The sequence below is a fragment of the Buttiauxella sp. BIGb0471 genome, assembly GCF_024807715.1.
In the GTDB taxonomy this organism is placed as follows: Bacteria; Pseudomonadota; Gammaproteobacteria; order Enterobacterales; family Enterobacteriaceae; genus Buttiauxella; species Buttiauxella agrestis.
On record NZ_JANUEU010000001.1, the window covers coordinates 121,796 to 136,043 of the forward strand.

The 14,248-nt window shown below is 52.4% G+C and carries 11 protein-coding genes; 9 read left to right on the forward strand and 2 right to left on the reverse strand.

Annotated elements, in window-relative coordinates; all coding sequences use genetic code 11:
* Positions 1–120: 120 nt before the first annotated feature.
* From aegA to M2371_RS00565, 8 genes are all read left to right on the forward strand, one after another.
* Positions 121–2,118, forward strand: coding sequence for a formate-dependent uric acid utilization protein AegA (gene aegA, locus M2371_RS00530; protein WP_259266622.1), 1,998 nt, complete (start codon positions 121–123; stop codon positions 2,116–2,118).
* A 229-nt stretch (positions 2,119–2,347) separates the two neighbouring features.
* The gene (gene napF / locus M2371_RS00535; protein ID WP_259266623.1) at positions 2,348–2,839 is read left to right on the forward strand and encodes a ferredoxin-type protein NapF; all 492 of its coding nucleotides are present in this window, start codon (positions 2,348–2,350) and stop codon (positions 2,837–2,839) included.
* Positions 2,829–3,092: a chaperone NapD gene (gene napD / locus M2371_RS00540; RefSeq protein WP_034497534.1), complete on the forward strand. Its 264-nt coding sequence runs from the start codon at positions 2,829–2,831 to the stop codon at positions 3,090–3,092. The genes napF and napD overlap by 11 nt, the downstream gene beginning before the upstream one ends.
* The gene (gene napA / locus M2371_RS00545; RefSeq protein WP_259266624.1) at positions 3,089–5,575 is read left to right on the forward strand and encodes a nitrate reductase catalytic subunit NapA; all 2,487 of its coding nucleotides are present in this window, start codon (positions 3,089–3,091) and stop codon (positions 5,573–5,575) included. Before napD ends, napA begins: the two co-directional genes overlap by 4 nt.
* A gap of 10 nt (positions 5,576–5,585) precedes the next feature.
* Positions 5,586–6,023 (forward strand): nitrate reductase cytochrome c-type subunit, encoded by a 438-nt coding sequence (napB, locus tag M2371_RS00550; RefSeq protein WP_259266625.1) that lies wholly within the window; start codon positions 5,586–5,588, stop codon positions 6,021–6,023.
* 8 nt (positions 6,024–6,031) lie between these two features.
* The gene (gene napC / locus M2371_RS00555; protein ID WP_120065936.1) at positions 6,032–6,634 is read left to right on the forward strand and encodes a cytochrome c-type protein NapC; all 603 of its coding nucleotides are present in this window, start codon (positions 6,032–6,034) and stop codon (positions 6,632–6,634) included.
* 166 nt (positions 6,635–6,800) lie between these two features.
* Positions 6,801–7,376, forward strand: a complete 576-nt coding sequence (nudK, locus tag M2371_RS00560; RefSeq protein WP_172893506.1) for a GDP-mannose pyrophosphatase NudK — start codon at positions 6,801–6,803, stop codon at positions 7,374–7,376.
* Between the two features lie 147 nt (positions 7,377–7,523).
* Entirely contained in the window at positions 7,524–8,567 is a 1,044-nt protein-coding gene (locus tag M2371_RS00565) for a DUF1176 domain-containing protein (protein WP_259266626.1), read from the forward strand.
* Between the two features lie 89 nt (positions 8,568–8,656).
* On the opposite strand, the gene tkt is transcribed toward M2371_RS00565, so the two are convergent.
* Together tkt and tal are read right to left on the reverse strand one after the other, a co-directional pair.
* Positions 8,657–10,654 carry a transketolase gene (gene tkt / locus M2371_RS00570; RefSeq protein WP_259266627.1) on the reverse strand — a complete coding sequence of 666 codons (1,998 nt, stop codon included), beginning with the start codon at positions 10,652–10,654 and terminating at the stop codon, positions 8,657–8,659.
* A 21-nt stretch (positions 10,655–10,675) separates the two neighbouring features.
* Positions 10,676–11,626, reverse strand: coding sequence for a transaldolase (gene tal, locus M2371_RS00575; protein WP_034497519.1), 951 nt, complete (start codon positions 11,624–11,626; stop codon positions 10,676–10,678).
* 258 nt (positions 11,627–11,884) lie between these two features.
* Between tal and maeB the strand changes: the two genes are divergently transcribed.
* A complete protein-coding gene (maeB, locus tag M2371_RS00580) occupies positions 11,885–14,164 on the forward strand; it encodes an NADP-dependent oxaloacetate-decarboxylating malate dehydrogenase (RefSeq protein WP_034497516.1) in 2,280 nt (759 codons plus the stop codon).
* Positions 14,165–14,248: the final 84 nt, after the last annotated feature.

A 14,248-nucleotide genomic window follows, 5' to 3' on the forward strand; every position in this document is an offset into this window, starting at 1 on the left:
TATTGTCAGATTTCAATGCAAACTGGGCAAATGACCATTGCCAGTTAATAGTTTGCCAGGTCATAACATATCCCCATAAAAAATAAGCCTCCTGTTTGTAATAACGGGCAAAGGGGTAAAATGAATCGTTTTGTTCTTGCCAATGCTCAGCAGTGTATCGGGTGTCATGCTTGTGAAGTGGCCTGCGTGATGGCCCACAATGAAGAAAAGCATGTTCTGACCAGCCAACAATTTCAGCCGCGCATTTCTGTGATAAAGCATGAAGGACGGCGCAATGCCGTGACATGTCGCCATTGCGAAGATGCGCCGTGTGCCAGCAGTTGCCCTAATGAAGCCATCAGGCGGGTGAGCGACAGCGTGCAGGTCAATCAGCAAAAATGTATTGGCTGCAAATCCTGCGTGGTGGCGTGCCCGTTTGGCGCGATGCAAGTTATCACCGTTCCAATGAATGATGGGCGGTCCGTTAAAGCCAACGCCCACAAATGTGACTTATGTCAGCACCGTGAAAACGGCCCTGCCTGTGTGGAAAATTGCCCCAGCAAGGCGCTGAAATTAATCAACAGTGAAACCCTGGCTGCGCTGGCGAAATCCCGACGTTTACGCTCGGCGGCGCAAGAGTCGCAGCCATGGCACAGCACCGCACAGCAAATGGCGCAGCAGCAATCATTGGGGGCAGATTTAACCAAAACCAACAAAATGCGCATGACGCCTCCACGCCAGGACCCGGACAAAATTGAGCTGGTACGGCGCAAAACAGGCTTCGACGAAATCTATTGTACCTTCGATAAAAACCAGGCGGAAAGCCAGGCTGACCGCTGCCTGAAATGTGGCAATCACAGTATTTGCGAGTGGACTTGTCCGCTACACAACCATATTCCGCAGTGGATTGAGCTGGTCAAAGAGGGGCGTGTGCTGGAAGCAGTCGAACTTTCACATCAGACCAACTGCCTGCCAGAAGTCACCGGGCGCGTTTGCCCACAAGACCGCTTATGCGAAAGTGCCTGTACGCTTAAAGACGAATATGGCGCAGTCACCATCGGCAACATTGAACGCTATATTTCTGATAATGCGTTTGCCAGTGGCTGGACGCCGGATCTTTCTTATGTGAAACCAATAGACCGTCGCGTAGCGGTGATTGGCGCGGGGCCAGCCGGACTTGCCTGTGCCGATATTCTGGCGCGTAACGGTATTAAAGCGACCGTATTTGACCGCCATCCGGAAATCGGTGGCTTGCTGACGTTTGGCATTCCTGCGTTCAAGCTGGATAAATCGCTGTTAAGCCGTCGCCGTGAAATCTTCAGTGCGATGGGCATTGAATTCAAACTGAATTGCGAGATTGGCCGTGATATCTCGCTGCAACAGGTTCTGGCCGATTACGACGCGGTGTTTGTCGGCGTGGGAACGTATCGTTCCATGAAAGCCGGGCTGCCAAATGAAGACGCGCCGGGCGTTTACGACGCGTTGCCGTTCCTGATTGCCAATACTAAACAGGTGATGGGTTTACCTGAGCTTGAAAACGAGCCGTACATCAACATGGCGGGCAAGCAAGTGGTCGTCCTCGGCGGTGGTGATACGGCGATGGACTGCGTGCGCACCTCAATTCGCCACGGTGCTGAGCAAGTCACCTGCGCTTATCGCCGTGACGAAGCCAACATGCCAGGCTCTAAAAAAGAGGTGAAAAATGCCCGTGAAGAAGGGGCGCTGTTTGAATTTAACGTGCAGCCGCTGAACATAGAACTGAATGACAGCGGGAGTGTGATGGGGATTCGGATGCTGCGCACCCAAATGGGCGAGCCAGACGAACAGGGCCGTCGCCGCCCGGAGCCTATTGCCGGTTCTGAATTTGTCATGCCAGCGGACGCGGTCATTATGGCGTTTGGTTTCCACCCACACGGCATGCCGTGGCTCGAAGAGCACAGCGTAAAACTGGATAGCTGGGGCCGAATTATCGCCAGCGTTGAAGACAAAATACGTTTCCAGACCAGCAACCCGAAAATTTTTGCTGGTGGCGATGCGGTACGCGGTGCCGACTTAGTTGTGACCGCAATGGCGGAAGGGCGTCATGCCGCTGCGGGGATAATGGAGTATCTGAACGTTGCGCCTCAACGCGTGAATTAATCGACAAACTCACCCCGACGTAAAGCCGGGGTGAGTGTTTGTTTTACAAACCGAATTCCTTTTTGATCCCACACCGGTATTTACCCCTAAAGGGTGATGCCTCTACCACCCCTTCGTCACATAACGTATCACCTAATAAAAACCCGTAGAAAACTACGGAAATAACACAGAAGTGTTTGCCAGTTTCACGCAGCTGAAATCTGGCATTTGTGATGCAAGGATGTGCTTTATGGCTAATTTTTCCCGACGTGGATTACTCACCGGGAGCTTTCAACGCTCCTCGACTGCTTTTCGCCCGCCCTGGAGCGGGGACGAACAACATTTTCTGGTGGATTGCACGCGCTGTAATGCCTGCTTATCGGCCTGCGAAACCCGTGTGTTAAGACGCGGCCAGGGTGGATATCCCGAAGTTAACTTTGAGCGCGGCGAATGCACATTTTGCTACGCCTGTGCGCAAGCCTGCCCGGAAAAACTGTTTCTTACGCGTGAGGTTTCACCCTGGGAACATACGTTATCGATTGGCGATAATTGCCTGGCTAAAAACAGCGTCGAATGCCGTAGCTGCCAGGACATCTGCGAACCGCAGGCCATCTCGTTTCGCCCGTCATTATTGGGTATCGCACAACCTTTACTTAACCACACCGATTGCACCGCCTGCGGCGCATGCATCTCCGGTTGCCCGGTTTCCGCCATCACGATGAGGCACGCAAATGCAAGCTAACTGGCACGTCGCAGGCCTGGTTGTTCAGGCACAACCCCAAAATATTCTTGCGGTGAGCGCCGCATTAAACGAGCTACCGGGCAGCGAAGTCGCGGCAAGTGATGCTGAACACGGCAAATTGGTGGTGGTTATGGAAGCAGAACGTAGTGACGTGCTGCTAAATCAAATTGAGTCGGCACGCAATATTGCGGGCGTGCTGGCGGTGTCGCTGGTTTATCACCAGCAGGATGAGCAAGGTGAGGAAACACCATGAAACTCAGTCGTCGTAGCTTTATGAAAGCGAACGCTATTGCAGCCGCGGCGGCCGCTGCGGGCCTTAGCGTACCGAGCGTTGCCCGTGCGGTTGTCGGGCAACAAGATGCCATTAAATGGGATAAAGCCCCGTGCCGTTTTTGTGGCACCGGTTGTGGCGTATTAGTCGGCACTCAGGATGGACGAGTGGTGGCAAGCCAGGGCGACCCGGATGCGCCGGTTAACCGTGGCCTGAACTGCATCAAAGGCTACTTCCTACCAAAAATCATGTACGGAAAAGACCGTCTCACGCAGCCGCTGCTGCGCATAAAAGATGGCCAGTACGATAAAGAAGGCGAGTTTGCTCCCATCACATGGGACCAGGCCTTCGACATCATGGAAGAAAAATTCAAAACCAGCCTGAAAGAGAAAGGGCCAGAAGCGGTCGGCATGTTCGGCTCCGGGCAATGGACGGTATGGGAAGGTTACGCCGCATCAAAATTATTCAAAGCGGGTTTCCGTACCAATAACCTTGATCCTAATGCTCGTCATTGCATGGCTTCTGCGGTGGTCGGCTTTATGCGTACCTTTGGTATGGATGAGCCGATGGGCTGCTACGACGATATCGAGCAGGGCGATGCGTTCGTGCTGTGGGGATCGAACATGGCGGAGATGCACCCGGTTTTGTGGTCGCGCATCACTAACCGCCGCCTGTCGAATGAAAACGTTGAAGTCGCAGTACTTTCTACCTTCCAGCATCGTAGTTTTGAGCTGGCAGATAACGGCATGGTGTTCACACCACAAACCGACCTGGCGATCCTTAACTACATCGCCAATTACATCATTCAAAACAATGCCATCAACGAATCATTCTTTAAGCAGCATGTGAATCTGCGTAAGGGCGTGACGGATATTGGTTACGGTTTACGCCCAACGCATCCGCTGGAAAAGGCCGCTAAAAACCCGGGTTCTGATGCTTCCGAACCGATGAGTTTTGAAGATTACAAAGCGTTTGTTGCCGAGTACACGCTGGAAAAAACCGCGCAGATGAGCGGCGTGCCAGAAGACCAACTCGAAGCGCTCGCGAAGCTTTATGCCGACCCGAATAAGAAAGTCATTTCTTACTGGACGATGGGCTTCAACCAGCATTCTCGTGGCGTGTGGGCCAACAACCTCGTTTACAACATCCACCTGTTGACCGGCAAAATTTCTCAGCCAGGCTGCGGGCCGTTCTCACTGACCGGGCAGCCATCTGCGTGTGGTACGGCGCGTGAAGTGGGAACTTTCTCTCACCGCCTGCCTGCTGACATGGTGGTGACCAACGAAAAGCACCGCCAAATCGCAGAAAATATGTGGCAACTGCCTGCGGGAACCATTCCTGCAAAAGTCGGTTTACATGCCGTAGCACAAGACCGCGCGCTGAAAGATGGCAAGCTCAATGTCTACTGGGTGATGTGTAACAACAACATGCAGGCTGGGCCGAACATTACCGAAGAGCGTATGCCGGGCTGGCGCGATCCGCGCAACTTCATCATCGTTTCCGATCCATATCCGACGATCAGCGCACTCAGCGCGGATCTGATCCTGCCAACCGCCATGTGGGTTGAAAAAGAAGGTGCTTACGGTAACGCCGAACGCCGCACTCAATTCTGGCGTCAGCAGGTTAAAGCGCCGGGTGAGGCAAAATCCGATCTCTGGCAGCTGGTTCAGTTTGCGAAGCGCTTCAAAGTCGAAGAAGTGTGGCCTGCGGAACTTGTCGATCAAAAACCAGAATATCGTGGCAAAACGCTGTTCGACGTGCTTTTCGCCAACTCTAACGTCAGCAAATTCCCGGTGACTGAACTGGCCGAAGGGCAGTTGAATGACGAATCCCATGAATTAGGTTTCTACCTGCAAAAAGGGTTGTTCGAAGAGTACGCCGCATTTGGGCGCGGCCACGGCCACGATCTTGCGCCGTTTGATGATTACCACAAAGCACGCGGTCTGCGCTGGCCGGTGGTCGATGGCAAAGAGACGCTCTGGCGCTATAGCGAAGGGCATGACCCTTACGTGAAAGCGGGTGAGGGTTTCAAATTCTATGGCAAACCAGACGGAAAAGCGGTGATTTTCGCGTTGCCATTTGAGCCTGCGGCAGAGTCCCCTGACGAGGAATATGACCTGTGGTTATCCACCGGACGCGTTCTGGAACACTGGCATACCGGCAGCATGACGCGCCGCGTACCGGAATTGCATCGTGCGTTCCCTGAAGCACTGCTGTTTATCCATCCGCTTGATGCCAAAGCGCGTGATTTGCGCCGTGGCGACAAAGTGAAAGTGCTGTCGCGCCGTGGTGAATTGATTTCGATTGTCGAAACACGTGGCCGCAACCGTCCACCGCGGGGACTGGTGTACATGCCGTTCTTCGACGCCGCGCAACTGGTGAATAACCTGACGCTGGATGCAACCGATCCGCTTTCCAAAGAGACGGATTATAAAAAATGCGCTGTGAAACTGGCGAAGGTGTAAGGGGGATATCATGAAAAACAGAATGTTATTCAAATGGATAGCTGCATTAATGCTGCTGATTAGTGGTGCGTTATGGGCGGCAAACGGGGTTGATCTCACGCAATCACCAGAAGTTTCCGGTACCCCGGAAGGTTCAGTTAAAATGCCAAAACAACAGGGACGTATGGCGCTGAACTATGTGAATCAGCCGCCAATGATCCCGCACAGCGTTGACGGTTATCAGGTTTCCAAAAACACTAACCGCTGCCTGCAATGCCACGGCGTTGAGCATTACCGCACGACGGGCGCACCGCGAGTCAGCCCAACGCACTTTATGGACAGCGACGGTAAAGTGCTTTCTAACGTCGCACCGCGCCGTTATTTCTGCCTGCAATGCCACGTTCCACAAACCGATGCGGCACCGATTGTCGAAAACACATTCACGCCGTCTAAAGGCTTTGGAAACTAGAGGCCATTATGGATAAATCAACCCGAAAACCCGGCATCATCCGTCGTATATGGCAGTGGTGGCGTCGCCCGAGCCGCCTGGCACTTGGCACGTTATTGCTGATTGGTTTCGCTGGTGGGATTATTTTCTGGGGCGGCTTTAACACCGGCATGGAGATGACAAACCGCGAAGAGTTCTGTATCGGTTGCCACGAAATGCGCGCCAACGTCTACGAAGAATATATGCAGACGGTGCACTACAACAACCGCAGTGGCGTGCGGGCAACCTGCCCGGACTGCCACGTTCCACATGAGTGGGGGCCAAAAATCATACGTAAGATTCAGGCCAGCAAAGAGTTGTATGCCAAGGCATTTGGCTTAATCGACACGCCGCAAAAGTTTGATGACCATCGCCTGGCGATGGCGCAAAACGAGTGGCGAAGGATGAAAAACAACAACTCGCAAGAGTGTCGAAACTGCCATAACTTCGATTACATGGATTTCACCGCGCAGAAAACCGTGGCGGCGAAAATGCATGATAAAGCGGTCAAAGACGGGCAGACCTGTGTGGATTGCCATAAGGGGATTGCGCATAAATTACCCGATATGAGCGAAGTGAAGAACGGTTTCTAACCCCTTCGTAGGTCGGATAAGCGTCAGCGTCATCCGACACCAGAGGTGTAAATGGTGGATGACGCCTGCGGCTTATCCACCCTACATTTTGCCTTTACAACGAGATTGATAACCACCATATCAAAGCCTATGATAATCGGCTCCCCTAACTCACTGTGGAGACGGTATGTCGATTAAAATTGAAGTCATCAAAGATAAAATCCTCTCAGATAATTACTTCATCCTGCGCAATATCACCTACGATCTATACCGTAACGACGCCGAAGCTATCCGCCACAAACGAGAAGTCTATGACCGCGGTAACGGTGCGACCATGCTGCTCTATAACCGTGATAAAAAAACCGTGGTACTGACACGCCAGTTTCGTGTTGCAACATGGGTAAACGGTAATCCTGACGGCATGTTGATTGAAACCTGCGCGGGATTGTTGGACGCCGACGAACCGGAAGTGTGTGCGCGCAAAGAAGCTATCGAAGAAACCGGCTATGAAGTAGGGGAAGTCGAAAAAGTCTTTGAGCTATATATGTCGCCAGGCGGCGTGACCGAGCTGATTCACTTCTACATGGCGGAATACAGCGACGCCCAGCGTGAAAATGCCGGTGGCGGTATTGATGATGAAGACATTGATGTACTCGAATTGCCTTTCACCCGCGCCCTCGACATGGTGGCAACAGGTGAAATTCGTGACGGAAAAACAGTCATTCTGTTACAGCAATTGCAGCTCCGTGGAATTATGGGTTAAAAGCATTTAAATTCAATGGATTACGGGTTTGTTATTTAAGGTGAATCTATCCGATAAATCCGATTGAGCGCAAACGTTAACCAGACGAAGATATCGCCACATTTTGTACATTAAATTCTCTTCGTCTTTTCAGGATATGTGTCGCCAATGGGTTTCCGGACTAATTCGCTGTTTCTCTTTTTATTCTTTATAGCGAGCTCCGTTTTCGCGGCACCTGCACAAAAGTCTTTTTCCGATTGGCAAGTTACCTGCAACAACCAAAATTTTTGTGCGGCCCGTAACACTGGGCTGCATCAAGGATTAGTCATGACGCTGACCCGCAGTGCGGGTGCGCATACCGATGCAACGCTGAGAATTGATCTCGGTAATATGACCATCGCAGAACCTAAAGCGCCGCCGATTGCGCCGCGCCTGTTGGTAGATGGTGAACCGTTGACGTTGGACTTAGCGAAATGGCAGGAAACAGCGCACCATCTCAAAACCAGCGATGCGGACGCGATTAACAGCTTCCTCGATAAAGTGGCGAACGCCGATGCGATTACGCTGGCGAATGGACGGGGAAATATTTCACTTGCTGGTCTGAAAGCGTCATTGCTATTTATTGATAGCCAGCAGCAACGCGTAGGCAGTGAAACGGCCTGGATTAAGAAAGGTGACGATCCGCCGCTGAGCGTGCCGCCTGCACCCGCACTCAAAGAAGTCACGCTGACAAACCCAACGCCAACGCCTTTAACGCAGATAGAGCTGAGTGATCTGCTGGATTACGGCACATGGCGCATGAACAACAGCCAGTGTTCGTTAGATCCCGCCCGTCGTGAAGTTCGCGTATTTGCGCTCAGTGATGATAAAGCCTTGCTGATGACCGGTTGTGAAGCGGGCGCTTACAACGTGGTCGATCTCGCCTGGGTGGTATCACGGCAGAAACCCTTTGCGGCACGACAAATTCGCTTAAAACTGCCGTTTACGCCGGGGAGTGGAAACACTGAACTTGAGCTGATGAACGCTGGGTATGATGAAACGAACAAAGAGCTGATGACGCTTGCGAAAGGACGTGGCATCGGGGATTGCGGTGTGGCGACGCGCTGGCGTTTTGATGGCCAGCGTTTCCGCCTGGTGCGTTATGCCGAAGAACCTGCGTGCGATGAGTGGAACAGCAATGCGTCGTGGCCGACGTTATGGGTGACAAAATAGAATTTTTGTAGGGCGGATAAACGCAGTGTCATCCGCCAGATGCACCGGAGTACAACGGCGGATGACGCAGGCTTATCCGCCCTACAGGGTTATTTCCCCATAACCTTCTTCGCCTTCGCCACTACATTCTCGGTCGTAAACCCAAAGAACGGGAACAACTTATCGGCAGGGGCTGATTCACCGTATGTTGTCATGCCGACAATCGCCCCTTTCAAACCCACATATTTGTACCAGTAATCCGCAATACCGGCTTCTACGGCGACACGTGCAGCCAAATCAGAAGGCAGTACGGACTCGCGATATGCTTCATCCTGAGCATCAAATATGTCCGTTGAAGGTAGCGAAACGACGCGTACTTTGTGGCCTTCGGCGGTGAGTTTATCCGCAGCAAGCGTCGTGATCTCCATCTCCGAGCCGGTAGCAATCAGAATGACATCTGGTGTGCCGTCGCTATCTTTCAGGATATAACCGCCACGGCTAATCGCTTTGACTTGCTCCGGCGTACGATCCATTTGTGCGAGGTTCTGGCGCGAAAGAATCAGTGCCGTAGGGCCATTGTGACGCTCGATAGCCGTTTTCCACGCAACCGCCGCTTCCACCTGATCGCACGGGCGCCAGGTACTGAAATTCGGCGTCATACGCAGGCTGGCAAGTTGTTCTACCGCCTGGTGTGTTGGACCGTCTTCGCCCAGTCCAATCGAGTCGTGGGTATAGACCATAATCTGCCGTGCTTTCATCAGAGCTGCCATACGCGCCGCGTTGCGGGCGTATTCCACAAACATCAGGAACGTTGCGGTGTAGGGCACGAATCCGCCATGGTGAGCAATCCCATTCGCGATAGCGGTCATGCCGAATTCGCGTACACCGTAGTGAATGTAATTCCCGGCGAGATCCTCTTTAATGGATTTGGACTCTTTCCAGATGGTCAGGTTGCTGGGCGCTAAATCTGCCGAGCCACCGAGCAATTCCGGCAGGCCTGGGCCATACGCATTCAGCGCGTTTTGCGAGGCTTTACGGGTAGCGATTTTTTCTGGATTAGCCTGCAATTTTTCAATGAAGTTTTGTGTGGTTTCCTGCCAGTTCTCTGGCATTTCACCGTGCATCCGGCGGTTAAACTCAGACGCTAAATCAGGATGAGCTTTGGCATAGGCCGCAAATTTATCGTTCCATGCGGCTTCTGCTTTCTCGCCTTTTTCTTTGGCGTCCCAGGCTTGATAAATCTCTTTCGGGATTTCAAACGCCGGGTAACTCCAACCCAATTGTTTACGCGCGAGCGCGACTTCCTGTTCGCCGAGTGCCGCGCCATGCGCCTCTTCTTTACCGGCTTTATTCGGTGAACCAAAACCGATAATCGTGCGGCAGATAATGAGCGACGGCTTGTCTTTCACGCTCTGCGCTTCTTCAATCGCTTTCTTCACGGCTTGCGGATCGTGTCCGTCAATTTCATGCACCACGTGCCAGTGATAAGCCTCGAAACGTTTGGCGGTGTCGTCGGTAAACCAGCCTTTGGTTTCGCCATCAATGGAAATCCCGTTGTGATCGTAGAAACCGATGAGCTTGCCGAGGCCGAGAGTCCCCGCCAGCGAGCAAACTTCATGAGAAATGCCTTCCATCAGGCAGCCATCACCCATAAATACGTAGGTAAAGTGGTCGACGATTTCGTGGTCAGGGCGGTTGAACTGCGCCCCTAAAGTGCGTTCCGCAATCGCCATCCCTACGGCGTTTGCTAAGCCCTGGCCGAGTGGCCCGGTGGTCGTTTCAACACCGGGCGTATAGCCAATTTCCGGGTGACCGGGGGTTTTGGAGTGAAGCTGACGGAAGTTTTTCAACTCTTCCATCGGTAAGTCATACCCGCTCAGATGCAACAGGCTGTAGAGCAGCATCGAGGCGTGGCCGTTAGACAGAATAAAGCGGTCACGGTCAGCCCATGTGGGGTTCGTCGGGTTATGGTGCAGGAATTCATTCCATAACACTTCGGCGATATCCGCCATCCCCATCGGTGCGCCAGGGTGGCCCGAATTCGCTTTTTGTACCGCGTCCATACTCAGGGCACGAATGGCATTAGCAAGCTCTTTACGAGATGACATGTTTCACTCCGTGGTTGTCGTTCAAAGTTTGGCGGCGAGTAAATCTTCCAGTTTTCGTTGATCAATGGCGAACAGGCGAATGCCTTCTGCCAGTTTTTCTACTGCCATTGGGTCCTGATTATGTTCCCAACGGAAATCCGCTTCGCTAATCGGTTCCGGGCGGCGAAAGCCCTGTGAACCGGGGACTAATTTGCGTACCACTGGTTCTTCGCTTTCCTGCAATTGTTGTAGCAGGTTAGGGGCGATAGTCAGGCGGTCGCAGCCCACTAGCGCCAGAATTTGTTCGGTACGGCGGAAACTCGCGCCCATCACAATGGTGCTGTAATTGTGCTGCTTAAAGTAATCATAGATATTGCGCACCGATTTGACGCCCGGATCTTCTTCAACTACATACGGGTCCATCGGTTTGCGTGCCTGATACCAGTCGTAAATACGCCCGACGAACGGTGAAATCAGGAATACGCCCGCTTCGGCACAGGCCCGCGCCTGGGCAAAAGAGAACAGCAGCGTCAGGTTGCAGTCGATGCCTTCTTTTTGCAGTTCTTCCGCGGCACGAATACCTTCCCAGGTTGAAGCAAGCTTGATAAGAACTCGTGATTTATCAATGCCAAGCTCTTCATATAGCGCAATTAAATGGCGGGCTTTGGCGATGCTTTTTTCTTTATCAAACGAAAGGCGGGCGTCCACTTCTGTTGAGACGCGTCCTGGAATGCTTTTCAGAATTTCCGCACCAAAATTGACCGCCAGTTTGTCACAGGCTTGCGCCACCTGGGCTTCTTGCGTGCCACCGCCTTTCTTTCCATAGGCAATGGCATCATCAATCAGTGATTGATAATGCTCCAGACCCGCGGCTTTCAGTAATAGCGAGGGGTTGGTGGTCGCATCAATAGGCTGGTAATGGCGGATAGATTCGATGTCGCCGCTGTCGGCAACAACGGTGGTGAATTTCTTAATACTGTCTAGCTGACTCATAACTATCTCCTTGATATACAGATTGTTACTTGAATACTCCATGTCATTCGCGACGAAAATTCATCGTTGGCATAACTAAAAAGCATAGCAGATAGGTCTGGCATTGTTGTTAATGGTAGCTAACATAGTCACTCTGATTTTCTAACATTTTTACCTGGCGTTGCTGATAGTATGGCGACGTTCAAAGTTTAGAGAGCGCGCAAGCGCGATACTACTTGGCCTTACCGACCCTTTAGAGTGATAAAAAGGAACGAAGAAATGGATGAACAACTGAAGCAAAGTGCCCTCGATTTTCATGAATTTCCTACCCCCGGAAAAATTCAGGTATCCCCAACCAAACCTTTAGCCACCCAGCGTGATCTGGCTTTGGCTTACTCTCCGGGCGTGGCGGCACCTTGTCTTGAGATAGAAAAAGACCCATTAGCGGCCTATAAATACACGGCGCGTGGCAACCTGGTCGGTGTGATTTCTAACGGCACCGCGGTGCTGGGGTTGGGTAATATCGGTGCGCTGGCGGGCAAGCCAGTGATGGAAGGTAAGGGCGTTCTGTTCAAGAAATTTGCCGGTATTGATGTATTCGATATCGAAGTCGATGAAATGGACCCGGACAAACTGATTGAGGTGATTGCTGCACTCGAGCCAACGTTTGGCGGCATTAACCTGGAAGATATCAAAGCGCCAGAGTGCTTCTACATCGAGAAAAAACTGCGTGAACGCATGAACATTCCTGTGTTCCACGACGATCAGCACGGCACTGCAATTATCTGTACCGCTGCGGTGCTTAACGGCCTGCGTGTGGTCGAGAAGAATATCTCTGATGTGCGGCTGGTGGTTTCTGGCGCGGGTGCGTCTGCCATTGCCTGTATGAATCTGTTGGTGCAGTTGGGTATTCAAAAACACAACATTGTGGTTTGCGACTCGAAAGGCGTTATCTACAAAGGCCGTGAAGAAAACATGGCAGAAACCAAAGCGGCTTACGCGGTAGAAGATAACGGCAAACGCACGCTTGATGAAGTGATTGAAGGCGCGGATATTTTCCTTGGCTGTTCTGGCCCGAAAGCCATGAGCCAGGAAATGGTCAAGAAAATGGCACGCGCGCCACTGATTCTGGCGCTGGCTAACCCGGAGCCGGAAATCCTGCCGCCGCTGGCAAAAGAAGTGCGTCCGGACGCGATTATTTGTACCGGCCGTTCTGACTTCCCAAACCAGGTCAACAACGTGCTGTGCTTCCCATTCATCTTCCGTGGCGCGCTGGATGTCGGTGCAACGGCAATTAATGAAGAGATGAAACTGGCGGCCGTTCACGCCATTGCTGAGCTGGCTCACGCCGAGCAAAGCGACGTGGTGGCTTCTGCTTACGGTGAAGAGGAGCTGACTTTCGGCCCTGATTACCTGATTCCAAAACCGTTCGACCCGCGTTTAATTGTGCAAATCGCACCGGCCGTGGCAAAAGCGGCAATGGACACCGGAGTGGCAACGCGCCCAATCCAGGACTTCGATGCCTACCGCGAAAAACTGACCGAGTTTGTCTACAAAACTAACTTGTTTATGAAGCCGATTTTCTCCCAGGCGCGTAAAGATCCAAAACGCGTGGTGCTGACCGAAGGTGAAGAAGCGCGTGTGCTGCATGCGACTCAGGAACTGATTACGTTAGGGCTGGCGAAACCGATTCTGATTGGCCGCCCGGCAGTTATCGAAATGCGCCTGAAGAAACTTGGGCTGCAAATGCAGGCTGGGCGCGATTTCGAAATCGTGAATAACGAGTCCGACCCGCGCTTCAAAGAGTACTGGAACGAGTACTACAACATCATGAAACGCCGTGGCATCACGCAAGAGCAAGCGCAACGTGCGGTGATCAGCAATACGACGGTTATCGGCGCAATTATGGTTCATCGCGGTGAAGCGGATGCCATGATTTGCGGCACTATTGGTGAGTATCACGAGCATTTCTCTGTGGTGGAAAAACTGTTCGGCTACCGTGAAGGCGTGAAAGCCGCCGGGGCGATGAACGCACTGTTGCTGCCAAGTGGTAACACCTTTATTGCAGATACCTATGTGAATGACGATCCATCGCCGGAAGAACTGACTGAAATCACGTTGCTGGCGGCGGAAACGGTGCGTCGTTTTGGTATTGAGCCAAAAGTCGCGCTGCTTTCACATTCCAACTACGGTTCTTCCGATTCAAAAGCCGCCTGCAAAATGCGTGCGACGCTTGAAATGGTGCGTGCGCGTGCGCCTGAGTTGGAAATCGACGGTGAAATGCACGGTGACGCCGCGCTGGTGGAAAGCATCCGTAACGATCGTATGCCAGACAGCCCGCTGAAAGGTTCGGCAAATATTCTGATCATGCCAAACGTCGAAGCGGCGCGTATCAGCTACAACTTGCTGCGAGTTTCCAGTTCTGAAGGGGTTACTGTTGGGCCAGTATTGATGGGCGTGGCGAAACCGGTGCATGTATTAACACCGATTGCGTCTGTTCGTCGTATTGTGAATATGGTAGCGCTGGCGGTGGTTGAGGCGCAGACGGTTCCGCTTTAAGTATCGGACGCCCTCATCCCGGCCTTCTCCCCCAGGAGAAGGGGAGAACCGGACCACTCCCTCTCCCTCAGGGAGAGGGTTGGG